We start from the raw sequence: 25460 nt of genomic DNA on the forward strand, positions 1-25460 counted from the left end.
GACGATCAAAGGCACCGCCACCAGCATGATCACGCCGAAGGTGACGTGCGAGGTGAGCATCAGGAAGCCGACCACCAGCACCGAGACCAGGGAGCCGATGACCAGATCGGAGCGTTCGTAGAGGTTGCCGATGCGGTCGAGGTCCTCGGTGCCGACCGCCACCACCTCACCGGTGGGAAGCCGCCGGGTCAGGGTGGAACCCAACCGTGAGGAACGTCGGGTGATCAGTTGGATCGTGCGGTAGGCACAGGCGTACCAGTTGAAGCAGCACGCCCGTTCGGCCAAGGGGACCATGGCCGCGGCCACCAACGCGCACAGGGCGATGAGCCAGAACCAGGGCGACAGGGCGCCGAAGTCACCGGTGGCCGCCCCCGAGTCCAGGGCCAGACCCAACAGGTAGGGCACCAGGACGGTGCACAGGTAGTAGGTCGAGGTGATCAGGGAGGCCCACACCAGGGAACGCCACTCCCGCCGGGCCAGCCAGAGGAGGTAGCGGTCGGCCGAACGGTGGTCGGGAAGGCCCGGAGGCTCGGGTAGATGGCGCACGTTCAGGCACTGTAATCAGGCCATCTGAAGGAGGCCACCGGTTTTTCGTGTCCCGGCTACGAGGACTCAGCGGTCCACGAAGGATCTTCCCGGACCTTCGCCCTGATCTGTTCCATCGGGATCCCGGACTCAGCGCCGTCCATACGCTCTCGAACCATGCGCGTGCTCCCTCGTTCCTCGAACCGCTGGTGTACCTGTGCGGTCGTGGCCGGATCAGGTGACCAGACCACGGGCGTGCAGCAGGCCCACCAGGTCGCGGACGGCCGGGGCGCACCGATCACGGTCGGCGTGGCCGATCCACGCCAGCTCGGTGATCTCGTTGTCGGCGACGATCTCACCGTCGTGTTCGGCGGCGTAGCAGACCAACTCCACCCTGGTGCCGGGCGCCTGGCCATGGGCGACCTGGTCGATCACCGCGATCCGCTCGAAGGTGCCGGGCCGCAGCACCACGCTGACCTCCTCCAAGGCTTCACGGGCCACCGCGTCCTCGTCGCTCTCGCCCGGTTCGCGCTTGCCGCCGGGCAGGTAGAGCCGATCACGGTCCTGCGAACGCACGCACAGCAGTCGGCCATCACGGACATGGACCCAGGAAAGCGCCTCGATGACGGTGGATGCCGCGGTGGCGGAGGATGCGCTGGAGGACATGTGGCCACTTTAGGCCGGGTCGAAACCGGATGAACCACTGACCGAGCTCGACCCCGGACACTACGATCCGAAGTGGCGGTGGTAGCCCACGGACGCGCACCACACCATGGGGTGCGCCATGGCCAGAGCGGATGAACATGACCTCCTCCAGTACCGGAACCGAGCCCGGTCTCGGGCCCGACCCCTTCGACGAGACGAGTCGAAACCAGACACTCCCTCTGCTGGCCGAGAGCTCCAGCGGTGGTGTCCCGCCCCAGACCACCGAGCAACGCCAGGCTCGTGAACGCGCCTACGACCTCTACAGCGCCGCCATCGGCGCCTGCCTGGCCCGGCGGGAGACCGAGCGCGCCGCCCTTCTCCTGGCCGAGGAGGCGCGACTGCCCTTCCTCACCCCGGACGAGGTCCACCGGGCCAACGCCGCACTACCGGGGGTCATCACCGAGCTGCGCGCCGAACCCGCGCGTGCTCCCGCCGGCTCCGACCCGAGCGACCTGCCCGAACTATCCGGCCAGACGCTGGATTCGCTGTTCGACCTGGCACTGCGCGATCGGCTCACCGGGACCCCGCGTGAACGACCCCGGCTGTTGCTGTTCGGTGGCCAGCCGGGTGCGGGCAAGTCCACCCTCCAACGTCTGCTCCTACCCGTCCTGCCCGAGGGCACCATCGGCTACGACGGGAACGACCTGCTGCGCCTCTCCCCGGACTACGAGTGGTCCATGAGCATCGATGACGAAGCCGCCTCCACCGCCGTCTCCCGGCAGGTGGGCGTCCCGCACGGACGGGCCATGGACTACGTCCGGCACGGGCGCTTCGACGTGGTGTGCGGTCATCCGCTGGGCCGGGCCGACCGCGCCGCCGCTTGGGTGCTGCGATTCAAGGAGGCCGGTTATCGGGTCGAGGTGGCCTTCGTGGCCACCCACGCCTCCAACAGCCGTTTCTCGCTCCTGGATCGGCACGCCCGCGCCACCCGAGACCAGGGCTTCGGTCGCAGGACCTCACCGCTCCACCACGACCGCTCCTACCTCGGTGTGCCCAACACCATCGAGTTCCTGGAGACGCACGAGTTGGTCGATTCGCTCTACGTGCTCTCCCGGGAGGGCGAGGTCCTCTACACCGACCACCGTGACGGCGACCGGCGCACCGAACCGTTCGGGCGCATCGCCTTGGAGGCCGAACGAGGCCGACGCGAACTCTGGCGCTTGGAGGACACCCCATAGGATCCCCGCCCATGGACATCTTCAACGCCAATCCCCTCCTGGTCAGACAACCCAAGCGCTTCATGGTCGACCTCTCCGACTACGAGGTCTTCGACGTCCACGGTCGTCAGATCGCTCAAGTCCGCGAACAGGGCGCCGGCGGCGGTATGCAGGTGCTGCGCGCCCTGTCCCGGAGTACCTCCGGGTTCGAGCGGCGTGTGCACGTCGACGACGTGTACGGACGGACGCGGTTGGTCATTCGAAAGCACTGGTCCTGGATGACCGCCTCCACCAGCGTGAACCTGCCGGACGGACGGCCCGTGGGCAGCATCGAGCAGGACCTGAAGTTCTTCGGCTCCCAGTTCTCCCTGATGGATCCGGAAAAGCGCACGATCGGCACGATCGAGGGAGACTTCACCGCTCTGGACTTTCGCATCAAGGACCACGCCGAACACGAGATCGCCCGGGTGGATCGCCGCGTCCCCGACCTGGGGGAGATGTTCACCACCGCCGACAGTTACGCGCTGCACCAGCGCTACCCCTCGCTTCCCCAGCCCTTGGGCACGCTCGTGGTCGCCTCGGCCATCGCCATCGACCTGGTGCTGCGTGAAGGGAAGTGACCTTCCTACCGAGCCCGAAACGTCCCTTCCCGGGTGTGTGCGGTCGCGTTTTGGATCACCCATACTCCGCGGGACGCCGGGTAGGGGGCCGGTATGTTGCACAACGACATTCCTACATCGGCAGAGATCGAGAAACTGGCCTCCGAGCGCCACCCGGCGAGCGTTTCGCTGTACTTTCCGACCGTGCCTCTCACGCAGGAGGCGGAAGCGGTCCGCATCGAACTGAAGAACGCTCTTGCCCAGGCCATCGGCGAACTCGAAGCGGTGGGGCACGACAAGAACGAGGTGGACTCCCTGAGGGAACTCGGGGAGGAGATCGTTGATGACGGCGAACTCTGGCCCTACCTCTCCAACAGCCTGGCGGTCTTCCTCACCCCGCGAGAGGTCCACACCTTTCGGCTCCCGAACCGGCTGAGCGCGTTCGTGCAGGTCTCCGATCGCTTCTTCATCAAGCCGTTGTTGCGCACGGTCACCTTCCCGCAGACGGCCTTCGTCTTGGCCCTGGCACAGAACTCGGCGCGCCTGATCGAGGTGAGCCCCGACTCCGCGCCGTTCGAGGTGAGGGTTCCCCAGATGCCCGAGGACGCCGCGAGCGCGGTGGGCCTGAGTTCGATCAGTGGACGCTCCCCGGAGGGCCGGCTCCAGGGTTCGGAGGGTCAGAAGGTACGCCTGCACCAGTACGGGCGCGCGGTCGACAGAGCCCTTCGGCCCCTGATGGCCGGAAGCACCGTTCCGCTCATCCTGGCGGCGGCGGAGCCGTTGGCGAGCATCTACCCCTCGGTGAACAGCCACGTTCACCTGGTGGACACCGTGATCGAGGGGAACCCGGAGAACGTCTCCGACGCCGAATTGGCCGCCCAAGCCCGCACCGTGCTCGACGACCTGTACCGCCAGGGACTGGCGGAGCTGCGCGAACGCTTCGAGGCCTGGAGCTCGCGGGGCCGCACCGCCACCGATCTGAGCGATGTGGCCAGGGCCGCCACGTTCGGGGCGATCGACACCCTTCTCGTCGACATCGATCAGGCCGTCCCGGGCATGGTCGACGAGGAGACGGGCGCGATCACCTTCCATGAGGAGAGTGACGCTCGTGGCTACGGTGTGGCGGACGAGATCGCCCGTCGGGCCTTGCGTTCGGGTGCCCGAGTGTTGGCGGTGCGCTCCGAGGACGTTCCCGGTGGTGCGACGGCCGCCGCGATTTTGCGCTTCGCGGTGTGATCCCACCTTGGGCGGGGCCCGCCATCGGGCTCCGCCCCTCTTGGCCTCAGCCCTCCAACTCGGCCATGGCGGCACGGTCCTCGGCGCCGAAACGTTCCTCCAGGTCCTCGGGGGAGGCGTCCAGGTCGATTCGATCCAAGGGCACGCCGCGAGCGGACTCGATGGCGCCGAGCCTGCGCAGTGCCCGGTCACCGGCGTAGTCGAGCAGCTTGCCGGGTGGGAGTTCGTACCGTTGCGCGTCGGGGTCCTGAGAGGGGACGTCCCCGTTGTCGACCGTGCTCATCACGTGGGGGAGGAGCTCGTCGAGGCGTTCGCTCACCACGTTCCAGTTGCGATCGTCGGCGGCCACGTGGCGTCGACAGGTGAAGGTGCCCCAGGCCATGTGGCGGCGTTCGTCGTCGCCGATCCTGCGGATGATCTGTCGCATACCGGGGAAGATCCCGCGCGCGGTGCACACGTGGTTCCAGGCGTAGTAGCCGGTCAGCGCCAGTGAACCCTCGATGACGTGGTTGTAGGTGACCGAGGCGCGTACCTGGTTGCGAGGGCCGGGGTCCTCCAGGAGGGCCTCCAGGGAGCGTGGGAGTTCTTCGTAGAACAGCGCCCGATAGCCGGGGTTGGTGTCCACGAACTGGTGCAGGTCCTCGCGTACCCCGATCGCGTCGAGCCACAGCCGGAACGCCTGGACGTGCTTGGCCTCCTCGAACGCGAACTGGGTCAGGTACATCTGGTCGCCCAGTCGGCCCTCCGCGGCCATGGCGCGCAGGAACGGCTGGAGGTCCTCGGTGACGGCCTCCTCCCCGGCGACGAAGAGGGCGCACAACCGCAACACTCGGACCTTGACCTCTTCATCGAGCCGTTTCCAGTCCTGGGCGTCCTGCGTGAGGTCGATGTCGGTCGGGTTCCAGAACTTCGCGTTGCCCTTGGCGAACAGTCTGAGGGGGAGGGACTCCCAGTTCAGGCCGCCGCCGCGGAGCGAGTGGAAGCCGTCGCGGTGTTCGTCGGTCGTGGCTCGGGCCATGGGGGTACCTCCGGGGTGGACTGTCCCCATGATTGGACATGTCGAGAGATTGTGTAAACCCCTGTCGGTGATCGGAATCACGCTGAATCGAGTCCAAGCCGGGAGAGCAGGTGATACCGGGATCCGGTTGAAGGCGGCGGCGATCCGGGCCCGCCGAAACGGTACGGTCGGGGGAGTACGCCCGCATGAACGAGCCGATCGGGAGACGACGTGTTCTGTGGTGATCCCGGCAGTCCCGGTTACGCCGCGTGCGCCGCCCAGTCCCAGTTGTTCGCCCTGGCCTCGGCGATCCCCGCGCTGCTCGGCCTGGCCCTGATGGTCGCCGCCTTCACCGCGCCCTCGGTCCGGGGGGACCGGATGCTGCGCACCCGGACCCTCAGCTACTCCCTCGTGGCTTGGGGCATCGCCGCCGGCACCTACGTCATGGGCGGGCTGCCGCCCTTGTAGCCGTGTGCGCGGGCCCTCAGATCTCCTCGCCGGTCAGAAGGTCTCCCGCGTCGGTGATCCGGTAGGCGTACCCCTGCTCGGCCAGGAACCGCTGTCGGTGGGCGGCGTAGTCCTGGTCCAGGGTGTCTCGGGCGACCACCGCGTAGAACCGGGCGGTGCGGCCGTCCGCCTTCGGACGCAGCACCCGTCCCAATCGTTGGGCCTCCTCTTGGCGCGAACCGAAGGAACCCGAGACCTGCACGGCCACCCCGGCCTCGGGCAGGTCGATGGAGAAGTTCGCGACCTTGGACACCACCAGGGTGCGCAACTCACCAGAACGGAAGGCGTCGAACAGGCGCTCACGTTCCTTGTTGCGCGTCTCGCCCTTGATCACCGGGGCGTCGAGCCGCTCCCCGAGTTCGTCGAGCTGGTCGATGTAGGAGCCGATCACCAACACCTGCTCGTCGGGGTGACGCCGGACGATCTCGCGAACCACCGACGTCTTGGTCTCCGAGGACGCGCAGAACCGGTATCGGTCCTCGGGTTCGGCGGTCGCGTACGCCAGACGCTCGGACTCCGACAGGTCCACCCGGACCTCCACGCAGTCCGCCGGAGCGATCCACCCTTGGCTCTCCATGTCCTTCCAGGGGGCGTCGTAGCGCTTGGGGCCGATCAGCGAGAACACGTCGCCCTCGCGCCCGTCCTCGCGGACCAGGGTCGCGGTCAGACCGAGCCGGCGCCGGGCCTGAAGGTTCGCGGTCATCCGGAAGATCGGGGCGGGCAGTAGGTGGACCTCGTCGTAGACCACCAGGCCCCAGTCCTTGGCGTCGAACAACTCCAGGTGCGTGTACACGCCCTTCCGGCGCGCCGCCATCACCTGGTAGGTGGCGATGGTGACCGGCCGGACCTCCTTGCGGGTGCCCGAGTACTCACCGATCTCGTCCTCGGTCAGGGTGGTGCGGCGCAGCAGTTCCGCCTTCCACTGACGCACCGACACCGTGTTGGTCACCAGGATCAGGGTGGTCGTCCCGGTCATCGCCATGGCCGCGGCACCGACGATCGTCTTGCCGGCACCACACGGAAGGACCACCACACCCGAACCACCCGCGTGGAAGCTCTCGGCCGCCTCCCGCTGGTAGCCGCGCAGTTCCCAGTCACCGCCGGCCAGGTCGATCGGGTGTGCCTCACCGTCCACGTACCCGGCCAGGTCCTCGGCCGGCCAGCCGATCTTCAGCAGCGCCTGCTTGAGGTCGCCGCGCTCGCTCGGGTGCACCGCGACGGAGTCCTCGTCGATCCGCTCGCCCAGCATCCCCTTGAGCTTCTTGGCCCGGACGACCTCCTCCAGGACGGCGCGGTCCGAGGACTCCAGGACCAGCCCGTGCACCGGGTCGCCGACCAACCTCAGCCGCCCGTATCGGTCCATCGTCTCGGCGATGTCCACCAGCAGCGAGTGCGGCACCGGGAACTTGGAGAACCGGATCAGGGCGTCCACGACCTGCTCGGCGTCGTGCCCGGCGGCACGCGCGTTCCATAGGGCCAACGGGGTGATCCGGTAGGTGTGCACGTGCTCGGGAGCACGCTCCAACTCGGCGAAGGGAGCGATGGCACGCCGGCACTCACCCGCCGACTCGTGGTCGACCTCCAAGAGGAGGGTCTTGTCGGACTGGACGATCAAACAGGACACGAAGGACCTTCCGAAGGGCGGTGGGCGGGGGCGGCTCCAGGTGCAACACCGAAGATCGCCCGAACATGCCCGTCAGGCGGTGGCGATCGCCACGATCACGGCGATGAAGAACAACACCAAGAGGCCGATGGTCACACCGTTGGCGATCCAGGCGTAGCGAGTGAACCGGGAGACCTTCTCTTGGTCGTGGTTCTCGCTGACCGCGATGATCGAGAAGATCAGTCCGACGATGCCGCCGATCGTGGCGTAACAGCTCATCACCAGGAGGATGGACGTCACCAACGCGCCGATCGCTCCCCCCTTGGCCAGAGCCGGTTGGTAACCGGGGTAGGGCGGGTATCCGGGAGGCGGCGGATAGGGCGGCTGGTACGCCTGGTGGGGTCCTTGGTAGGGGTCGGAGAAACCGGGCGGGGGAGGCGGTCCATAACCCGGACCACCGTACGGGCCGGGGGCCTGGTAACCACCCGTGTGCTCGTGGTCGGGCCGGCCGGGGTAACCGTTGTCGTTCATGTGCTGTTCGCCTTCGAGGTAAGGGGGCCCGCAGGGGCGCGGGGACGTGTTCGTGCCGACCGGGCTCAGGTGCCCATGAGGATCGCCAGGGCGGAGAGGAGCAAGAGCGGGATCAGGAACACCACGGACAACGCGGTGTAGGTGAAGTTGCATGCCCAGGTATATCGAATGTACCTCTCCACCTCGGCGGCGTCGGGAATGCTTCGCAGCGCCTTGATCCCCAGGACGATCCCGGGGACGTTGGCGATCAACAGGTAGAACCACAGTCCCATCTGAAGGCCCAGAACCGGGACGAGCAGGGTGAGGACCGCAACGACCAGTGCGGCGACGGCTCCGCCCACCCGAGGAGGCGGCCCGGAGGAGACCGGTCCCGTCGGTGCGCCTCCTGGTTCCGAAGGGGCAGGGGGGCTCGGTGGTGCGCCCACGGGGCGGCTCGGTGGTGCGTCCACGGAGCGGTAGGGCGACGCGGTACCGGGGGTGGTGCCCCGCTCCCAGAAGGCTCGCGGGTTGCTCCGGTCACCGTGCAAGGTTCACCGTGCCTCCCTTGTCGACTATCCGGAAATGTCGGATCCGTTCTTTGGCTCGCATACCCGCCCCCTTCCTTTCGGACGCGGTCGGGCGCCTCCCGGTTCTGCCAAACCGGGGTCAGTACTGCGTCACGTCGACGATCCCTTGGATCCAGGTGCCCGCCTGGGTGAACGTCACGAACGTCAGCACCGCCATCACGAAGAACATCACCGCCGCCGCGCCCAGGCAGTACCAGGAGTAGCGGGTCAGGACCTCGGCCTGTTCCGGGCGCCCTCGGTCCCGGGCGTGAGCGGCGCGGACCGCGAAGGTGATCCCGGCGATACCGAAGATCCAGTTCGCACAGCACAGGGCCGTGATGGCGTGCAGGATCAATGCCATGGTGGAGCTGTTGGCGCCTCCACCCATGGTGGGGGTGGCCTGGCGTTCGGTCCGACGCTCCCGCTCCGGGGCCCGATCCCTTCCCTCGGGTTCGCGGTCCTGGTGTCCCCGGTCACGGGGGGAGGAGGCTCCGGGGGGCAGCGAAGCGTTGCTCATGTGGTCACTTCCGGGGTCCGGACCGACAGATCTGACGCCACTCTAGTGCCGCCTCGCTCGGGGCGACCGGTTACGGAACGGCGTTCAGGATGGTGCGTCATGGGGCGGAGAAAAGCCCTCATGGTGGTTCCCTACGTGGGCGCTCACCAACACGACGAAGTGCCGTGGTCGGGCGGCAGGCGCCTCAGGCCGAATCCTGCCCGGCGGCGAGTTCGGCCACACCGGTGATGCGATGGAGCGCGAATCGGTGCACCGCGCCACGGGTGGTGTCGTACGCGGTCAAGAAACCCCCGTCCACACCGCCCGGTTCCACGATCCGACCGACCTGGCGTCCGTCGGTGTCGGTATAGCCGATCCACACACGACGCTCGTCCTCGGCGGCGCGTCGTAGGACCTCCGTGAGGGCGTTGGCGCGTGAGCCCGCCGAACCGCTCTCCGGCAGAGCCACCGGGACCCGCGCGATCGTCGCGGCCTCATCCCCGGCCCTCAGCGCGCGTACGGCCGCCTGGGCGGCCTGAGGGGTCGTGCCCGTCTCCCTGGAGGGGACGGCGTCCGGTTCGGCCCGGCGCACCTCGGGCCGGCTCAACCGCATGGTGCCATCGCCGCTCTCGGCCACCGGGTGGTAGCCGAGTCGGCGCAACCGTTCCATCAGGGCGGCCCGAGGCAGTCCGCTGACCACGACGGTGGGGGCCAACGACACCAGCTCCAGGTCGAAGGCCCTACGGTCGCCGACCAGTTCGGCGAGCAGCGCGGGTTCGTCGCACCGCAGATAACTGGAAGCGGTGCCGGCGCGCAGCCGACCGTGTCGGCGGCCCACGTCCGAGATCAGGTAACGCAACGCCTGGGGCACGGGGGTACGTGAGTACCGTTCGAGCATCGCGGTGAGATCGGCGACCCCGCGTCCGGCGTCCAGGGCACGACGCACGGACGCCTCGGTGAAGCGGTAGACCGTGGCACCGCCGGTGGACTCCACGTCGGCGGTCAGGGCGAGTTCGTGGGCCAGCTCTCTCACCAGGGGGCCCGGCGCCACCGCGGTCATGTCACCCTGCACCAGCACGTAGTCCAAGGGGCTGGGCAGTTCGGGGGCCAGGAGGGCGGCGGAGGCCTCCTCGTCGTCGGTGAGCAGGGGACGTGTGTGTTCGGCGAGCGCGCCCATGCCGGTCAGTCCCAACGCGGCGGCCTCGGTCAGGGCGGCCTCCACCAATTCGGTGTACACGGCGGACTGCCGGCGCGGGTGACGCCAGGCCAAGCGGGCGAACAGTGAGGCGGGCGTGGTGGACGACCCCGACTCGGCCAGGCTCAGTTCGGTGAGCACGTCACGGCGGGCCCGGGGGGCGGCCGGACGTACCGATCCCGGGCCCAGCACGTTGCGTATCCGGTTCTTGGAATCGGGTGAGCCGGCCAGGGAGGGGACTCGATCCGAGTCCAACCACGCCCGGGCCAGGCGTGTCCAGCGGAGTTCGGGAGGGCTCTGGCGCCACAGGTCGTACTCGCGGGTGGGCAGCCACTCCCCGGACAGACGGTCGTCGGTGGCGAGCAGACCGGCGGCGTGCGCCGTTTCCAGGTACAGGATCGCGGTGGCCTCGTCGGTGTCCATCGTTCGGGCGGCACGACGTAGGTCGCGCACCCCCAGGCCACCGTTGCGCAACACCGCGGCCGGTTCCTGGGACCAACGTTCCATCAGTTCCTCGATGGCGCGCAACACCACGAAGGCCTGCCCGGCCGCGGCACGGGCCACGGTGATGGGGTCCCCCGCGCGTGCCTCGAACGCGGGGGGAGCGGTCTCGACCTCCCTGAACAGCACCCCGGAGCGCAGGAACAGACCGACCTCGCGCGGCAGGGTCAGGGTGTCGTCACCGGTGGGCAGGAGGAGGCCTCGGGCGATGAGGGTCTCCACGGGGGAGACGGCCGTGGCCAGGGTGACCACTCGCCTGGCATCCGAGACGGTGCCGTTCGGCGGCCCCCAAGCGAGGCCGTCCAGGAGTCGCCGAGCGGGCTCGTCGACCTGGTCGAGCAGGGTACGGATCCGGCCGGGGTCGGACAGGACGGTGGCGACCGCCTCCACGGGGGACTCGGTGCCCTGGCGCGGCACGAGGTCCTCGGACAGGCGCCTGACCGCCTCGTGCGGCAGGGCGGCCAGTAACACCCGAGAGGGCGGCCCCAACCGGGCGGGGTGCGGAAGCAGTTCGCGTAGAACCTGGACCGGACGCAGTCGTTCCCCGCCGGGCCAGATCAGAGCCGATGACAGCAGGGTTTCGAGGGCGGTGTCGAGGGGGCTCGGGTCCGCTGCGTGGGAGGGAGCGAGACCGAGCCCGACCCCCAGCGCGGCGCGGGAGACGCCCACCGGTTCGGACAGGCGGTCGTCACCGAGGGCGACCACGGCCTCCAGGACCTGGATGGTGAAACGATCGAGCCCCTCCAAGGCTCGCAGCACGGCGTTGCGTGAGGTCGCACGGTGCGCCAAGGCCCCGAGGTCGGCCGGAACCGGCCTGGCCAGATCCGGCCTGGCACGCAGCAGAGCGGTGAGTTCCTCGTCGGAGCGGGTGCGGAGCCAGGAGGTGAACGTGGGTGGTCGTCCCGGCGCGGCGCTCTCGAAGGTGCCGCCGGTGGGCTGCTCGGGCCGTACGTAGTGCGTCATCGACTTCAACGCTAATTGATCCGGTTCCCTGGGAGCACCCACACCCCACCCGACGCCACAGCGGCATGGGTCACGCTCTCAAGGACCGATTCGGAGAGGAATTCGCCGGCCGAAATAGGGAAGGAGGGGTTAAAAGGCAGGTCATTGTGAGCCAATATGGGGCCATGACCCAGCGCACCGAACAATTGGTACTCGACTATCTCTCCGACGTCGGGCTCGCGCTGCACGGTCGTGTCACGGCCAAGGAACGGACCGCCTACCTGACGAGCCTGCGCGCGCGGATCGACGAGCGTCGCAGGGCGGCCGATGCCGACGACGTCGACACCGTGCGCGGAATCCTGCGCGGCTTCGGAGCCCCGGGACACCTCGTGGAGGAGGAACTGACCGGAAAGGCGCTCGACCTCGAGGACGACGAGATGATTCCGGCCAAACCCCGGCACGCGGATCGTCCTCCGCCGCCCTGGCGCGGTGGTCCCAGCCAGGGGATCCTCTCCTTGCTGGAGGGACCCGGCCAGACCGAGATGCGCATGGACGGCCGGACCACCCGCAAGCCCGGAGTGACGCGCAACGGTCTCCTGCTGTTCAGGTATCGCGCTCCCGAAGCGATGGCCCTGGCCATGTTCGTGCTCTGCGGGGTGTGGTGGGACGCCGCCTTCGTGTGGGTGCTCGGCGCGGTTCTCGTGGTGCTCAGCCAGGTGTGGAACACGCTGGACAAGTGGGTCGGGGCGGGACTTCCCATCCTGGCCTGTGTACTCGGAATGGTCCTGTGGGACGGTGACGCGAAGTTCATCGACGTGTACATCCAACAGGCCCTGCCCGCGACCGGGGTTCCGGCGCTCGGCATCGCGTCCTTGGCCTGTGTGTTCTACCTCTTTCCCAAGGCCGCTCGCTCCGCACGGGCCGCCGACCGGGCGGGGACCGCCTCCGACTACTCCTGATCGCGCCGGCCGTGTCGGGGTCGGGCGGGGGGAACAACGTCGGAATCGTCGGTCATCGCTTGGTAAATCCTGGGAATAACCTTTTCCGGTCGGCCCGTTACCGCGTATCCGTATGTGCTGCTTCGGGTAGCCATGTCGATACACCGTCGCTTTCGCTTCAGGGCGGTCACGTCCGGTGTTCCGGCCGCCAGTCCGGGCACCGACGAGTCGACGAGGCCCCGACTCCGCCGAGTCCCGTCCCACACTCCGCACCCAGCGGTGACGGGGCGAACGTCGACACCCACGAGGCCCGGATACCCGGTATCCGGGCCTCGTCCGCGCGGTCCATATCGGACGGGTGGAATTCTCTCTCGCTTTGGGAAGCGCGCGGGTACTAGCCTTGGCATCACCTATGGAAACCAGGGGTCGCCGGGGTGGAGGAAAGGGTGGACGGCACCGTTTCCACACCCTCGCGTCGCCCACCAGTGAAAGCATGAGGTCTCTACCGTGCCCACCGGCAAGGTCAAGTGGTACGACGGCGACAAGGGTTTCGGCTTTCTCACCCGGGACGACGGCGGTGAGGTCTTCGTCCACTCCACCTCCCTACCGCCCGGAACCACCTCGTTGCGGCCCGGTCAACGGGTCGAGTTCGGCGTGGCCGAGGGCCGAAAGGGAGCCCAGGCACTCCAGGTGAAACTGCTCGATGCCCAACACTCCGTGGCCAAGGCGCGGCGCAAGAAACCCGATGAGATGGTGGTCCTCACCGAGGACCTCATCAAACTCCTCGAGAACGTCTCCAACGGTTACCGGAGGGGACGACACCCCGAAAAGCGCGAAGCGGCCAAGGTCGCCCAGGTGCTACGAGTGGTGGCCGACGACCTGGAGGCCTGAGTGGTGCGGGGCCGTGGTGGACGTTTCGAGGACGTTCACCACGGCCCTCCTCGTTCGACGTCGCAAGATTCGGCCAAGGGGTCGTATCGGGCGAACCTTGACCCTCGTTATGGTCAAATCGGTGCTCACCATCAGTGAGAATGGGGGCGTGAGCCCTTCTCGACGTTCTCCTGTACCGGACAAGGCATGTATCGACGCGGTGGATCTGGCCCGCTCGGTGGCGGCGGAGGTCGGGCGACCCGAATGGGTGGGTGAGCACCTCACCGCCCAGGTCGAGGACACACGCCTGGTCACCCACTACTTCGAGTGCCTGGACCCCGCCTATCCGGGGTGGACCTACGCGGTCACCGTGGTGCGCGCCGCGCGCGCCAAAAAGGTCACGGTCAACGAGGTGGTTCTCCTCCCCGGCGAGGGCGCGCTCACCGTGCCCGAGTGGGTTCCTTGGAAGGAGCGGCTGCGTCCCGGCGACCTCGGAGCGGGGGACCTCCTCCCCACCGACGAGGACGACGAACGACTCGTTCCCGGTTACGCGCAGGTGCCCGAAAGCGAACTCGAAGCCGAGGGCATGGACAAGCAGATGATGTGGGAGCTCGGACTGGGCCGACGCCAAGTGCTCTCCGAGATCGGCCGAGAGCAGGCCGCGGAGCGCTGGTACAACGGCGACGCCGGGCCACGCAGCCCGATCGCCACGGCGGCTCCGGCCCGTTGCAACACCTGCGGTTTCATGACCCCGCTCGCCGGTGAGCTGCGCAAGATGTTCGGGGTGTGCACCAATGAGTACGCCCCCGACGACGGCAAGGTCGTTTCGCTCGACCACGGTTGTGGAGCCCACTCCGAGGTCCGCCGTCCCGGCCCCCAGAACGAGCCGGGAGGGCCGGTCGTCGATGAGATGGGGTACGACCACATCGTCTTCGACGACACCACGGAGCTGGAACTGCTCTCCTCCGACTCCTGAATCCGCACCACGGGCAGATCCACCCCGAGCACGACGAACCGGACCTCGCCGCACTCGCGGCGAGGTCCTCGTGCTTCGGGCACGCCACGCGCTCGGCCCACACCCATCCCACGACGATGGTGGGCTAGGGTCGAGCCAACCCATCACGCTCGCCCTGCCGGCCCCGCGTGTGTCCACACGACGGGCTCCGGGCCGCGCACCACGCGCAGGAGGAGAAGACCATCATGGCCGAGCCGGTGAACGATCCCTACCACACGGCTGAACTGCGCAGACGCGTGTTGTCGGCGTGGGCGGACGCGCCCGCCAGGTTCCGGGAGGACGCCAACGCGGAGGAGGACTTCGCCCTGGGCGGCTACCGCGACCGGGTGGTGGTCGAACTGGCCCAGAACGCGGCCGACGCCGCCCGCCGCGCGCGGGTGCCGGGGCGATTCCTGCTCTGTCTGGAGGGGGACCGCCTCACCGCCGCCAACACCGGGGCGCCCCTGACCGCCGAAGGGGTGGAGTCCCTCGCCACCCTGCGGGCCTCCACCAAACGTGGCGACCAGGGTTCCGCGGGGCGGTTCGGGGTCGGCTTCTCCGCCGTCGTGGCGCTCAGCGACAACATCACCGTGGACTCCGCCGACGGCGCCGTGCACTTCTCCGCGCAGCGGGCCCGCGCCGTGGTCACGGACCTGCTCGCGGCCAACGGCACCCACGCCGACCTCGCCGAAGAGGTGGGACGCCGCTCCGGACACGTGCCCCTCCTCAGATTGCCGTTCCCCGCGGACCTTCTGCCCGAACGCCCCGCCGGTGGGTACGACACGGTCGTCACCCTGGGGTTGCGTGACGATCAGGCCCGGCGACGGGTACGGGAGCTGCTGGACCGCACCGGTGAGGCACTCTTGCTCGCCCTGGACGGTCTGTCCGAGGTGCGGGTGGTGGTCGACGGTGCCGAACGTGTCCTCACCCGCGCCGACGGAGACGAGAGCGCCGGGACCGACCTGGTCACCACCCACCACGTCGTCGGCGGGGACACACGGGCCACCTCCTGGCGGGTCCTCACCCGTTCCGGAAAGTTCGACACCGACCTCCTCGCCGATCGACCCACCGAGGAACGTGAACGCTCCGAGTGGTCGCTGACGTGGGCCGCTCCGGTCGATGAGAACGGTGGTGTGGGGCCGCTGCCCGCGGACGTGGAGAGCGTCGTGCACGCGCCCACCCCCACGGACACCGAACTCGACCTTCCCGCCGTGCTCATCGGTACGTTCCCACTGGGATCGGATCGGCGCGGCGTGCAGCCCGGTGCCGCCACCGACCTGCTGCTCATGGAGGCGGCCACCGCCTACTGTGCGCTGTTGCGCCGGTTCGACCCCTTGGCCGCCCTCGACCTGGTCCCGGCCACCCGGGTCGGTGGCGGTGCCATCGACGCGGTCTTTCGCGCTCGGGTCGCCGAACCCCTTCTGGACACCCCCTTCCTGGTCACCGCGTCCGGGCACCCCATCACCCCGCGTGACGCCGTCCTGTTGGACACCGGGGGTTCCGGTGGCGTCCCCGACCTCGTGGACCTGCTCGCCGCATCGCTGCCGCCGCTGCTACCAGGCCACTGGAGTCCACGCCACCCGGCCCTGGCCTCCCTGCGGGTACGCCGACTGGGGCCGGCCGACCTGGCCGACCTGCTCGGTGACACCCGGCGTCCGCCGACCTGGTGGGCCGCTCTCTACGCCGCCTTGGCCACGGCGGGCACCGGTGGCGCCGACCTCGACGAACTCGGTTCGCTTCCGGTGCCGCTCGCCGACGGCCGCCTCGTTCGAGGCCCCCGTTCCCTGCTGGTCCCCACCGACGACTGGGTGCGTGTCGCCAACGCCGAGGGCGACCGCCTCGACCCTTCGGTCCTGGCCACCCTGGGCGTGCGCGTGGTCCATCCCGAGGCCGCCCACCCGCTCTTGCTGCGGCTGGGCGCGGTGGAAGCGGGAGCCGACACCGTTCTGGCCGACCCCAACACCGAGGCGGCCGTTCGAGGCTCCCTGGACGCCGAGGACCCCGAACCGATCGCCGAGGCCGTCCTGGACCTGGTCGCCGCCGCCGGTAGTACCGTCCAGGACCTGCCCTGGTTGGCCGAACTGGCCCTGCGCGATGACGAGGACGGCTACTCGATCGCCGCCGAACTCCTCGTCCCGGGCGCACCGCTGGCCGACCTGTTGGTGGACGACGCCCCGTTCGGTACCGTCCACGACGACCTCGTCCGCGCACACGGCGTCGACACCCTACGGGCTGCGGGCGCGCTCTGGGGACTCACCGTGGTGCGCGCCGAAGACGTCGCCTTGGGCGAGGACCTCGCCGAGGCCTTCGACGGCACTCCGGGGGAGGGCGGACCCGACGGACTACAGGAGTGGGCGGACGAGTTGCTGGAACGCCTCGGTGACCCGGAGCTTCCTCCGATCGTCCCCGAGTTGGTGTGCGTGGCCGACCTCGACTACATCGCGGACGACGCCTGGCCTCAGGTCCTGACCATGCTCTCCAACGGCCCACTGCGCGAGGTCGTCACCGCGCCGGTCCGACTGCTGATGGCGGACGGCCAGGTCGTGGACGTTGCCTCCTACACCGCCTGGTGGCTGCGCGGCCGGGCCTTGGTGGACGCCCACGCCCCGGTGGAACTGCGCACCGCCGACGCCGAACCGGCGCTCCAAGGGCTCTACGACCAGGCGCCCACCGATGTCGACCCCGAGTTCGCGCGGGCCTTGGGGGTGCGTACCACCCTGGCCGAACTGCTCGCGGACCCCGACGGCACCGACGACCTGCTCGGCCGGCTGGCCGACCCCGAACGGCACGTGGACCGCTCCGCCCTGCGTCGTCTGTGGACGGCCCTGGCCCACGTCGACGCCGACCTGGTCACCCCGCCGGCCCTCGTGCGGGCGGTTCGAGGTGAGACGATCGTGGTCGCCGACGCCGAGGACGCCGTGGTGGTGGACTCTCCGGACCTGCTGCCGCTCCTACGGGAACGGCCGCTGGTCCTGGCCGCCGCGGAGGGCGCCGAACGGCTCGCCGACGTGCTGGACCTGGACCTGGCCTCAGAGGTCGTCATCGGCGAGGTGAGTTCCACCGGACAGATCCGTGAGGTACCGGACGAGGTGTGGCTGTTCCTCCCCGAGGTCGAGAACCCGGATCGCACCTATCTGCGTCACCGGGTGCTCACCGTGGACGGGGTGGAGGTGGACTGGTACACCGGCGACGGCACGGTGCACGCCTCGGGCACCGAGGGCCTGGCTCGGGCCCTGGCCTGGCGTGCCGGTCGATGGTCGCGCCGACACCTGCTGGCCGCCGTGCTGCGCGACCCCTCGACGGCGGCCCACCTGCTCGCCGAATCCGACCTGGAGTAGCCCCAGGGCGCTCCGCGAGCTCGTCGGTTCGCAGGCTTCCCCCTATCCTGCGGTGATCTTGCTTCTGGTAGCTAGGAAATCGCTTCCCTGACTACCAGAAGCAAGATCACCGCTGTTGTGTCCGCGCCCTACGCTCCACCTCCCGCCTACCTCGCCACTCCGCCATCCGGCGGGAGGAAAAGCCGGCGCTCCGACGGAGTGCTCCTACCGTTCCACGACGGAGGCGAGGCGCGGGCCCAGACCCTCCTCGGCTTCGTCCCAGGCGGTGACCTCCACCGGGTCTCCCACGGACACCAGGCCGGGGGTGGTCACGGCGAACTTCGACCCGAACGCCACCCCACCCGAGTCCGCGCGACGGTAGGCGGCCAAGGCCCGAAGCGGCTCGGGGCCGCGCTTTTCCCCGGTGTGCTGGTCCACGGTGGTCACCGCGCACCGGACGCACACCTTGGCGTAGCCCAACTCGGCTCCGCCGATCCGGAGCGCGCGCACCCGGTCCTCGGTGTGCGGGTCGGGCCACCCGGAGATGACCACACTGGGCCGGAACCGGCTCATCGGCACGGGCTCGCCGCCGGTGTCCAGGAGGCGTTCGTTGAGCAGGTCGAGCGAGGCCGAGGACGTCACGAGAGCGGCGTGTCCGTCAGCGAAGCCGGCGGTACCGGAAATGAGACCCCTGGTCACGCGCTCGTGGTCGGAGGGGACACGCACCAGCCGGCTGGGCGCCTGGAACACCTGGGACAACCACGCGGCGACCTCGTCACCCTGATCCACCCCCTGGAAGGGTTCGCCGTGCACGGTCACGGGCAGCCGCCGACCCTCGGGGTCGGTCTTGAGGTCGAACGTCTCGACACCCGGGGCGCGCAGCACCAGTCGGGATGCGTCGGCGTCGATCTCGGGGACGATTCGCGCCATCGATGGGTCCTTGCGCTGACTCCGGAAGGCGCCGGTGTCGTCGACCACCATGAACTCGCGATCGTGGGTGAGACCGGCGGGGGTGAGGTGGGCGGTGGACAGGGACGCACCGGCGCACCCCTTGACGGGGTAGACGACGAGCGCGCTCACATGGGCGGGTTCAGCAGACATGCGCTCAAATTAGTGGAACCGAGTGGGGTTGTCAGGCGTCTCGATGGGTGCCCCGATCCCCGAACGACAGGCTCCCCATGCGCACGACCATCGCCCTCCTCACCTTCCCGGCCCTGCTCCTCACGGCCGGCTGCGCCGTCTCGACCGATGAAGCCGAATCCGCCGCACCCGCGGACGCCTTCGAGGAGACCGTTCAAGGGGGCGACACCGAGGACGGGGCTTCGGACACGGAGACCGCGACCGAGGGGACGGAGGAACCCCAAGAGCGTACGTACGCGGTCGGTGAGCAGATCACCGTGGAGTTGACCATGTACTCCACCGAGGACGGTGGCCGCCATTCCCCCTTCTTCTCCGGGTACCGGCCCACCATCGAGTTCGATCACCTGGGCCGGTCGTCGACCTGTTCGGTGCAACTGCCCGTGGACCTGGAGCAGTTCGATCCGGGACGGACCCACCTGGTCGGCCTGGAGTGCGACGCCGAGATCGTGGTGCACCCCGACGAGGTGGGCTTCGCGCTGATCGAGGGCGGAAAGGAGAACGGCGAGGGGGTCGTCGTCCTCACCGAGGCCTGACGTTCGCCGCCACGACTCACCCCGACCGCCGGTGTGGTCGGGGCGATTCGGCAGGATGGGAGAGATGTCCGTCCGTGCCTGAGGGGGAGCGTTCGTGGGCGACGTGAGGAACACCGGGTCGCGGGCCGCTCAGGCCCCCCTGAGCCCGGCCCGCCGCTGGCTGGGCCTGGCCTCGGTCTNACTGTTACTGATCTCGGTGGACATGACGGTGCTCTACACCGCCCTGCCCACCCTCGGCTCCGACCTGGGCGCGAACGCCTCCCAACGCCTGTGGATCATCAACGCCTACCCACTGGTCACGGCGGGGCTGCTGTTGGGCGCGGGCACCCTCGGGGATCGGGTCGGGCACAAACGGATGTACCTGATCGGGTTGGTCACCTTCGGCGTCGCCTCACTGGTCGCCGCCTACGCAGTGTCCCCGATGATGCTGATCGCGGGCCGCGCCTTCCTCGCCGTGGGCGCCGCCGCGATGATGCCGGCCACCCTGTCCCTGATCCGCGTCACCTTCACCGACGAACGCGAGCGCGGCATCGCCATCGGAGTGTGGGGGACCATGGCCATGGTCGGTGCCGCGATGGGGCCGATCGTGGGCGGATTGTTGCTGGAGTACTTCTGGTGGGGATCGGTCTTCCTGGTCAACGTGCCGATCGTGCTGGTGGCGCTCGTACTGGCCGGCGTGGTGGCCCCGGGAGGGTCGGGGAGCGCGGAACGGCCCTGGGACCTGCTCGGCTCACTTCAGGTGATGGCGGGATTGGCGGGTGCGGTGTACACGATCAAGGAGGTCACCGCCCCCGAACCACAGGCCCTCGTGGTGGTCGTGGCGCTGGTGGTGTCCGTCATGGGTTTTTGGACGTTCGTGCGCCGACAGCGCGGGCGGCCCTACCCCCTGATCGACTTCGCGTTGCTGCGTGATCCCCGCATCCTCATCGGCGTGCTGGCCGCCGCCATGGCGATGTTCGCCGTGGCCGGGGTGCAGTTGGTCCTGACCCAGCGTCTTCAGTTGGTGTTGGACTTCACCCCTTTGCGGGCGGGGCTGGTGGTGGCCGCCATGGCGCTCGGAGCGTTGCCCGTGGGCGTCACCGCCGGGGCGCTCCTACACCGGTTGGGGACCCGCCCGGTGATCGTGGCGGGGCTTTTGGTGACGGGGCTGGGCATCGCACTGGTGCTGGGTGTCTCGGAGGCCCCGCTCACGTGGACGGTGGCGGGACTGCTGGTGGCCGGAGCGGGCACCGGAGCCGCGATGACCGCCGCCTCGGCCGCGATCGTGGGGTACGCCCCCGCGCATCGGGCGGGGATGGCCTCCTCCGTGGAGGAGGTGTCCTACGAGCTCGGAAGCCTGACCGGGGTGGCGGTCCTGGGCAGTTTGCTCGCCGCGGTCTACACCCGAACGGTCACCCTGCCCGAAGGGGTCTCCGCCGAGGCGGCCGGTGGGCTGGACGAGGCCAGGGCGGTCGCGGCGGAGATGGATCCCAGGGCCGCCGCCGTCCTCTTGGAGGAGGCGGTCCAGGCCTTCGACGAGGGCTACCGGGTGACCCTGCTGATCGCCGCGTTCGCGCTGGTGGCCTCCGGGGTCTTCGGTCTGTCGTACAAGCCTGGCACCGTTTCCGAGCGGTCCGGTTCCTCCCACTGACCGGTCCGACCGAGCAGGGGGTCAGCGGGCGACGCGGAAGAAGCCGTCGGAGATCAGGGTGCGCAGGGCCTGGGGGGTGCGTGTGCGGATCGACTCGGGGTCCTCGCCCATGAGTTCGGCGATGGCGTCCAGCAACGGGCCCACGGGCATGGTGCCGTCGCAGACGCTGGCCAGCGCCGCCTCCACGGTTCCGATCCGGGCCACGCGGCGCAGACCTTCCCGCTGACGGAGCAGGATCTTCTCCGGATCGGGCGCACCGGGGACCGCCACCCGTTCCTCGACCACGCCGGGGGCGAGCGCCACGTGCGCGGAGAGCAACGCGGCGTCGGTGAGACGGTTGGCGGTCAGCGCGCCGTCCACCACGTCCGGCAGGTAGCGCCCCACCGGTTGTTCGACGTCGTGCCGTAGTTCCTCGACCCGGACGGTGGCGTCTTGGGCGACGTCGTTTCGCAGGCTGATCCAGCCGAAGCCGATGCCCTTGATGCCTTCGCGCTCGAAGTAGTCCAACCAGGCGTCGTAGCGCCGGGTGTACTCGGGGGTGCCGTGTTCGCAGGAGTCTCGCAGCCACAGTTCCACGTATTCGGCCGGGTCCTGGACGTCGCGCTGGACCACCCAACCCGAGCAACCGGCGCGGGTGATCCAGCCCCCGACCCGATCCTCCCAGTCGTCGCCGTCCGTGTGCGTCCAGTTGGCCAGGAACTGGGCCCAACCGCCTTCGGTGAGGTGGTCGGGCGCCTGTCTCACGAGTTCGGCGCAGAGGGCGTCGCCGGGCAGGTCGGACTCGCGGTAGGTGAACCGGGCGTTCCCGGGCGTGATGACGAACGGTGGGTTGGAGACGATCAGGTCGAAGCGCTCGCCCTCGACCGGCTCGAACATCGATCCCTGGAGCAGGCGGGCGTCGAAGACGCCGGACAGGGCCAGGCTGATCCTCGCCAGGCGTACGGCGCGCGGATTGAGGTCGGTGGCCACCACCTCGCGGGCGCGGGAGGCCAGGTGCAGGGCCTGCACACCGCAGCCGGTGCCCAGGTCGAGGGCGCGTTCGAAGGGCCCATCGACCATCAGACGAGAAAGGCCGGCCGAGGCTCCACCGGTTCCCACGACGTGGTCGTGGCGGGGTACCTCGCCGTCGCCGGGACGCACCTTGGGGTCGGAGACCACGAACCCGGGACGGCCGTCCTCGAGTTCCCACGGGCCCAGGTGGACGAGGGAGCGCACCACGTGGCCGTCGGGGGCGTCGTCGACGGTGACCAGGCCGGCCTCGACGAGTTCCTCCACGGGCAGGATGGCGCGGATGGCCCGGAGGGGGACCGGGCTTCGCAGCCACCAAAGGCGCAAGAGCAGTCCGAGGCGTTCCTCTCCGCCGGTGGCGCGCAGGGCGGGCAGCAGCTGTTCGCGGGCCAGGGCCTTGGCCGCGGCGTCGCCGAGTCGGTCGCGAACACCGGACACCGTGTAGTCGGCGTCGATGAGGATGCGACGGAGGCGGTCGGCGAGAGCGCGCGGGAATTCTGTCTCAGACACCCGCCCATTATCGGTCAGACCACCGGCCCCGCCGGCACGGGTCAGCGGCTTCAGGACCGGCTCTCGGTTCGTCCGTCCTCGTCACCGCGCTTGCCGAGCAGCCGGGGAATGTAGAGGAAACCGAAGACACCGAGCGCGATGCCGGTCACACAGACACCGATCCACCAACGTTCGGAATCGGGTAGGCCGTCGCCGATGGCGAGCAGCACCACGAGAGCGACCGCCCACGCGAACGTGCCGATGGCGGCGGGAACGCGGTAGTCGCTTTCGTGAACTTCCGGGTCGGGCCGGCGAGGTTTGCGCACGGGTCAAGGCTATCCGGTGGGCCGGGGGAGGTAGGGCGCCGTCGCGTTCGAGGTCCGGGCGCGTGGGTCACATCCACCGAACGAAGGAACTCATCACCTGGTGTTTTCTATGAAAATGGTGTGAAGTGGGTGTCTGCTGTTGTGCGAAGATGCAACTAATCTGACGAAGAGTCCCTGTAACCCCGTAAGAAGACCAGGTCAGGCCGACAAAGTGAACACACCGAACCCATCCCCCACCGAACAATCCAGGCGGCCGAGCGGCCCCTTGGACCGCTTCTTCCGAATCTCGGAGCGTGGCTCCACCCTTGGCACCGAGATCCGAGGCGGCATGGCGACCTTCTTCGCCATGGCCTACATCGTCGTCCTCAACCCGCTGATCCTGGGCACGGCCGAAGACGTCAACGGTCAGACCCTGGGCCTTCCCGGCGTCGCCGCCATGACGGCCCTGGTGGCCGCGCTCTCCTGTGTCCTGATGGGCGTGGTCAGCCGCTACCCGTTCGCGATCGCCGCCGGCATGGGGCTCAACGCGATCGTCGCCTACGGGGTCGCCCCCTTCATGCCCTGGGCGGACGTCTTCCTGCTGATCGTCATCGAGGGCGTGGTCCTTCTCATCCTCGTGCTCAGCGGGTTCCGTACCGCGGTCTTCGCCGCCATCCCCTCCGGCCTGAAGATGGCCATCGCCGTCGGTGTGGGTCTCTTCCTCGCCATGATCGGGTTGGTCAACGCCGGCTTCGTCCAGGCGGGCGAAGGCACCCCGGTCCAGCTCGGTGACGGGGGCCTCAACGGCTGGCCCATCCTGATCTTCGTGATCGGCCTGCTGATCAGCATCGCGCTCTACGTGCGCAACGTCCGAGGAGCCCTGCTCATCGGCATCGTGGCCACCACGATCATCGCCATCCTCGTCGAGACCCTCTTCGGTGACGGCGGTGAAGGCCTCGGCTGGGGTCTCACCGTTCCGACCCTGCCCACCGGCGTCGGCGACCTGGTCGCGCTTCCCGACGTCTCCCTGCTGGGCTTGTTCCTGGAGGGTGGTCCCAACCTGCTCGAGCGGTGGTCGGACGTGGGCCTGGCCACGATCCTCATGCTGATCTTCACGCTGCTGCTCGCCGACTTCTTCGACACCATGGGGACCATGGTCGGTGTCGCCCACCAGGGTGGCCTGGCCGACGAGGAGGGCAACATCGAGGGCACCCGCGAGGTCCTGGTCGCCGACTCCATCGGCACCATCCTCGGTGGTCTGGGTTCCGCTTCGGTCGCCACCCTCTACGCCGAATCCGCGGCGGGCGTCGGTGAGGGCGCGCGTACCGGTATCGCTCCGATCATCACCGGCACCATGTTCCTGGTCGCGGCGTTCTTCACTCCGTTGGTCACCCTGGTGCCCTTCGAGGCCGCCACGCCGGTACTGGTGATCGTGGGCTTCATGATGCTCACGCAGATCACCAACATCGACTTCAAGGACCCGGCGATCGGCGTCGGTGCGTTCTTGGCGATCATCATGATGCCGTTCACCTACTCCATCGCCAACGGCATCGGCTTCGGTCTGCTCGGTTACGCCTTCGTCATGCTGGTCACCGGGCGTGCTCGCCAGGTGCACCCGCTGCTCTGGCTGATCTCGGTGATCTTCCTCATCCACTTCGCGGAAGCGCCGATCTACGCTCTGATCAGCTGATGCATCCCAGGTGAAGGTCTCCTTCCCGGGTGTGGTGGGCCATCCCACGCGTATCGGGGAATGGAACCGATGGTGAACGGCGTTGGCTCAGATGAGATGAGTCAACGCCGTTTACTTCCATGTTCCGGTCCCTCCGCCACGATGCTGGTTTCAGCCTCCCTCCATGGGTTCGTCCCACAGGGGAGGGGATGATGCGACGTATCGCGATGTTCCGTTCTCTGTCCGTGCGCAACTACCGCGTGTACGCGCTCGGTCAGTTGATCTCCAACCCCGGCACCTGGATGCAGCGCATCGCCCAGGACTGGCTGGTCCTCCAGCTCAGTGGCGGCAGCGGCATCGCGCTGGGCATGACCACGGCGCTCCAGTTCCTGCCCATGCTCTTCTTCGGGCTGTGGGGCGGGGCCATGGTCGACCGCTTCGACAAGCGCCGCCTGCTGATCTTCACCCAGTCCAGCATGGGCGTGCTCGCCGTGGGACTCGGTGTCCTGGCCACCCTCGGCGCCGCCGAGGTCTGGCACGTGTACCTCTTCGCCTTCGGCCTGGGCATGATCACCGTGCTCGACAACCCCGGACGACAGGCGTTCGTACCGGAGATGGTCGACCGTGAACTCCTGCCCAACGCGATCGCCCTCAACAGCGCCAGTTTCCAGTTGGGCCGGGTCACCGGCCCCGCCATCGCGGGTCTGTTGATCGGTCTGGTCGGTAGCGGGCCCGTCTTCATGATCAACGGGGCCTCGTTCGCCTTCACGATCGTGGCGCTGCTGTTGATCCGTACCGCCGAACTCGCCCCCGCCGAGCCCATGCCGCGCGGCAAGGGGCAGATCCGCGAGGGGTTGCGCTACATCGGTGGTAGACGCGACCTCGTCCTGCTGCTGGCCTTGGCGGCCTCGGTGCAGTTCTTCGGCGCCAACAGCCAGAACCAGATCGCGCTCATGGTCAACAACGTGTTCGAGACCGGGGCCGAGGCGTTCGGTGTGGCCGCCGCCGCGCTCGCGGTGGGGGCCCTG

The 25460-nt window shown here is 68.9% G+C and carries 22 protein-coding genes and 1 pseudogene; 12 read left to right on the forward strand and 11 right to left on the reverse strand.

Annotated elements, in window-relative coordinates; translation table 11 throughout:
- Together D472_RS24800 and D472_RS0104040 are read right to left on the reverse strand one after the other, a co-directional pair.
- Positions 1-546: pseudogene (locus D472_RS24800) on the reverse strand (ABC transporter ATP-binding protein); the annotation flags it as partial.
- Between the two features lie 213 nt (positions 547-759).
- Positions 760-1191 (reverse strand): NUDIX hydrolase, encoded by a 432-nt coding sequence (locus tag D472_RS0104040; RefSeq protein WP_017603219.1) that lies wholly within the window; start codon positions 1189-1191, stop codon positions 760-762.
- Positions 1192-1328: 137 nt separating this feature from the next.
- Here D472_RS0104040 and D472_RS0104045 point away from each other — a divergent pair, with 137 nt between their 5' ends.
- From D472_RS0104045 to D472_RS0104055, 3 genes are all read left to right on the forward strand, one after another.
- Positions 1329-2408 carry a zeta toxin family protein gene (locus tag D472_RS0104045; protein ID WP_026117361.1) on the forward strand — a complete coding sequence of 360 codons (1080 nt, stop codon included), beginning with the start codon at positions 1329-1331 and terminating at the stop codon, positions 2406-2408.
- 11 nt (positions 2409-2419) lie between these two features.
- Positions 2420-3007: an LURP-one-related/scramblase family protein gene (locus D472_RS0104050; RefSeq protein WP_017603221.1), complete on the forward strand. Its 588-nt coding sequence runs from the start codon at positions 2420-2422 to the stop codon at positions 3005-3007.
- Positions 3008-3190: 183 nt separating this feature from the next.
- Positions 3191-4222 carry a baeRF11 domain-containing protein gene (locus tag D472_RS0104055; protein WP_239642906.1) on the forward strand — a complete coding sequence of 344 codons (1032 nt, stop codon included), beginning with the start codon at positions 3191-3193 and terminating at the stop codon, positions 4220-4222.
- Positions 4223-4268: 46 nt separating this feature from the next.
- Here D472_RS0104055 and D472_RS0104060 read toward each other — a convergent pair whose 3' ends face one another.
- A complete protein-coding gene (locus tag D472_RS0104060) occupies positions 4269-5240 on the reverse strand; it encodes a R2-like ligand-binding oxidase (protein WP_017603223.1) in 972 nt (323 codons plus the stop codon).
- 210 nt (positions 5241-5450) lie between these two features.
- Here D472_RS0104060 and D472_RS0104065 point away from each other — a divergent pair, with 210 nt between their 5' ends.
- Positions 5451-5687, forward strand: a complete 237-nt coding sequence (locus D472_RS0104065; RefSeq protein WP_017603224.1) for a hypothetical protein — start codon at positions 5451-5453, stop codon at positions 5685-5687.
- Positions 5688-5703: 16 nt separating this feature from the next.
- On the opposite strand, the gene D472_RS0104070 is transcribed toward D472_RS0104065, so the two are convergent.
- The 5 genes from D472_RS0104070 to D472_RS0104090 form a co-directional block, all read right to left on the reverse strand.
- On the reverse strand, positions 5704-7350 hold the full coding sequence (locus D472_RS0104070) for a DNA repair helicase XPB (protein ID WP_017603225.1): 1647 nt from the start codon (positions 7348-7350) through the stop codon (positions 5704-5706).
- 72 nt (positions 7351-7422) lie between these two features.
- Complete coding sequence (locus D472_RS0104075; RefSeq protein WP_017603226.1) at positions 7423-7860, reverse strand: hypothetical protein; 438 nt, start codon at positions 7858-7860, stop codon at positions 7423-7425.
- 65 nt (positions 7861-7925) lie between these two features.
- The gene (locus tag D472_RS0104080) at positions 7926-8201 is read right to left on the reverse strand and encodes a hypothetical protein (protein WP_017603227.1); all 276 of its coding nucleotides are present in this window, start codon (positions 8199-8201) and stop codon (positions 7926-7928) included.
- A gap of 304 nt (positions 8202-8505) precedes the next feature.
- A complete protein-coding gene (locus tag D472_RS0104085; protein WP_017603228.1) occupies positions 8506-8922 on the reverse strand; it encodes a hypothetical protein in 417 nt (138 codons plus the stop codon).
- Between the two features lie 184 nt (positions 8923-9106).
- Positions 9107-11560, reverse strand: coding sequence for a helicase-associated domain-containing protein (locus D472_RS0104090; protein ID WP_017603229.1), 2454 nt, complete (start codon positions 11558-11560; stop codon positions 9107-9109).
- 164 nt (positions 11561-11724) lie between these two features.
- Here D472_RS0104090 and D472_RS0104095 point away from each other — a divergent pair, with 164 nt between their 5' ends.
- From D472_RS0104095 to D472_RS0104110, 4 genes are all read left to right on the forward strand, one after another.
- A complete protein-coding gene (locus tag D472_RS0104095) occupies positions 11725-12498 on the forward strand; it encodes a hypothetical protein (RefSeq protein WP_017603230.1) in 774 nt (257 codons plus the stop codon).
- Positions 12499-12984: 486 nt separating this feature from the next.
- Positions 12985-13368, forward strand: a complete 384-nt coding sequence (locus D472_RS0104100; RefSeq protein ID WP_017603231.1) for a cold-shock protein — start codon at positions 12985-12987, stop codon at positions 13366-13368.
- Positions 13369-13567: 199 nt separating this feature from the next.
- Positions 13568-14323, forward strand: coding sequence for a DUF3027 domain-containing protein (locus D472_RS0104105; protein WP_017603232.1), 756 nt, complete (start codon positions 13568-13570; stop codon positions 14321-14323).
- Positions 14324-14547: 224 nt separating this feature from the next.
- Positions 14548-17679, forward strand: coding sequence for a sacsin N-terminal ATP-binding-like domain-containing protein (locus D472_RS0104110; protein ID WP_026117362.1), 3132 nt, complete (start codon positions 14548-14550; stop codon positions 17677-17679).
- A 204-nt stretch (positions 17680-17883) separates the two neighbouring features.
- On the opposite strand, the gene D472_RS0104115 is transcribed toward D472_RS0104110, so the two are convergent.
- Complete coding sequence (locus D472_RS0104115; RefSeq protein WP_033303130.1) at positions 17884-18759, reverse strand: MOSC domain-containing protein; 876 nt, start codon at positions 18757-18759, stop codon at positions 17884-17886.
- A 77-nt stretch (positions 18760-18836) separates the two neighbouring features.
- On the opposite strand from D472_RS0104115, the gene D472_RS0104120 reads away from it, so the two are divergent.
- The gene (locus tag D472_RS0104120) at positions 18837-19331 is read left to right on the forward strand and encodes a hypothetical protein (protein WP_017603235.1); all 495 of its coding nucleotides are present in this window, start codon (positions 18837-18839) and stop codon (positions 19329-19331) included.
- A 103-nt stretch (positions 19332-19434) separates the two neighbouring features.
- Positions 19435-20961, forward strand: coding sequence for an MFS transporter (locus D472_RS0104125; RefSeq protein WP_449406494.1), 1527 nt, complete (start codon positions 19435-19437; stop codon positions 20959-20961).
- Positions 20962-20982: 21 nt separating this feature from the next.
- Here D472_RS0104125 and D472_RS0104130 read toward each other — a convergent pair whose 3' ends face one another.
- Together D472_RS0104130 and D472_RS0104135 are read right to left on the reverse strand one after the other, a co-directional pair.
- On the reverse strand, positions 20983-22479 hold the full coding sequence (locus tag D472_RS0104130) for a DUF7059 domain-containing protein (RefSeq protein WP_017603237.1): 1497 nt from the start codon (positions 22477-22479) through the stop codon (positions 20983-20985).
- A 50-nt stretch (positions 22480-22529) separates the two neighbouring features.
- Positions 22530-22784 (reverse strand): DUF2530 domain-containing protein, encoded by a 255-nt coding sequence (locus D472_RS0104135; protein ID WP_017603238.1) that lies wholly within the window; start codon positions 22782-22784, stop codon positions 22530-22532.
- 211 nt (positions 22785-22995) lie between these two features.
- Here D472_RS0104135 and D472_RS0104140 point away from each other — a divergent pair, with 211 nt between their 5' ends.
- Both D472_RS0104140 and D472_RS0104145 read left to right on the forward strand, forming a co-directional pair.
- Positions 22996-24453 carry an NCS2 family permease gene (locus D472_RS0104140; protein ID WP_026117364.1) on the forward strand — a complete coding sequence of 486 codons (1458 nt, stop codon included), beginning with the start codon at positions 22996-22998 and terminating at the stop codon, positions 24451-24453.
- Positions 24454-24644: 191 nt separating this feature from the next.
- A partial coding sequence (locus D472_RS0104145; protein WP_033303133.1) for an MFS transporter occupies positions 24645-25460 on the forward strand: 816 nt, incomplete at its 3' end.

Source organism: Nocardiopsis alkaliphila YIM 80379 (assembly GCF_000341005.1).
GTDB lineage: Bacteria > Actinomycetota > Actinomycetes > Streptosporangiales > Streptosporangiaceae > Nocardiopsis > Nocardiopsis alkaliphila.

What these genes read in the sequence shown, in the direction of transcription:
- D472_RS0104040 (WP_017603219.1), bottom strand. Translation starts at nt 1,191, where the DNA reads ATGTCCTCCAGCGCATCCTCCGCCACCGCGGCATCCACCGTCATCGAG.
- D472_RS0104045 (WP_026117361.1), top strand. Translation starts at nt 1,329, where the DNA reads ATGACCTCCTCCAGTACCGGAACCGAGCCCGGTCTCGGGCCCGACCCC.
- D472_RS0104050 (WP_017603221.1), top strand. Translation starts at nt 2,420, where the DNA reads ATGGACATCTTCAACGCCAATCCCCTCCTGGTCAGACAACCCAAGCGC.
- D472_RS0104060 (WP_017603223.1), bottom strand. Translation starts at nt 5,240, where the DNA reads ATGGCCCGAGCCACGACCGACGAACACCGCGACGGCTTCCACTCGCTC.
- D472_RS0104075 (WP_017603226.1), bottom strand. Translation starts at nt 7,860, where the DNA reads ATGAACGACAACGGTTACCCCGGCCGGCCCGACCACGAGCACACGGGT.
- D472_RS0104085 (WP_017603228.1), bottom strand. Translation starts at nt 8,922, where the DNA reads ATGAGCAACGCTTCGCTGCCCCCCGGAGCCTCCTCCCCCCGTGACCGG.
- D472_RS0104090 (WP_017603229.1), bottom strand. Translation starts at nt 11,560, where the DNA reads ATGACGCACTACGTACGGCCCGAGCAGCCCACCGGCGGCACCTTCGAG.
- D472_RS0104095 (WP_017603230.1), top strand. Translation starts at nt 11,725, where the DNA reads ATGACCCAGCGCACCGAACAATTGGTACTCGACTATCTCTCCGACGTC.
- D472_RS0104110 (WP_026117362.1), top strand. Translation starts at nt 14,548, where the DNA reads ATGGCCGAGCCGGTGAACGATCCCTACCACACGGCTGAACTGCGCAGA.
- D472_RS0104115 (WP_033303130.1), bottom strand. Translation starts at nt 18,759, where the DNA reads ATGTCTGCTGAACCCGCCCATGTGAGCGCGCTCGTCGTCTACCCCGTC.
- D472_RS0104120 (WP_017603235.1), top strand. Translation starts at nt 18,837, where the DNA reads ATGCGCACGACCATCGCCCTCCTCACCTTCCCGGCCCTGCTCCTCACG.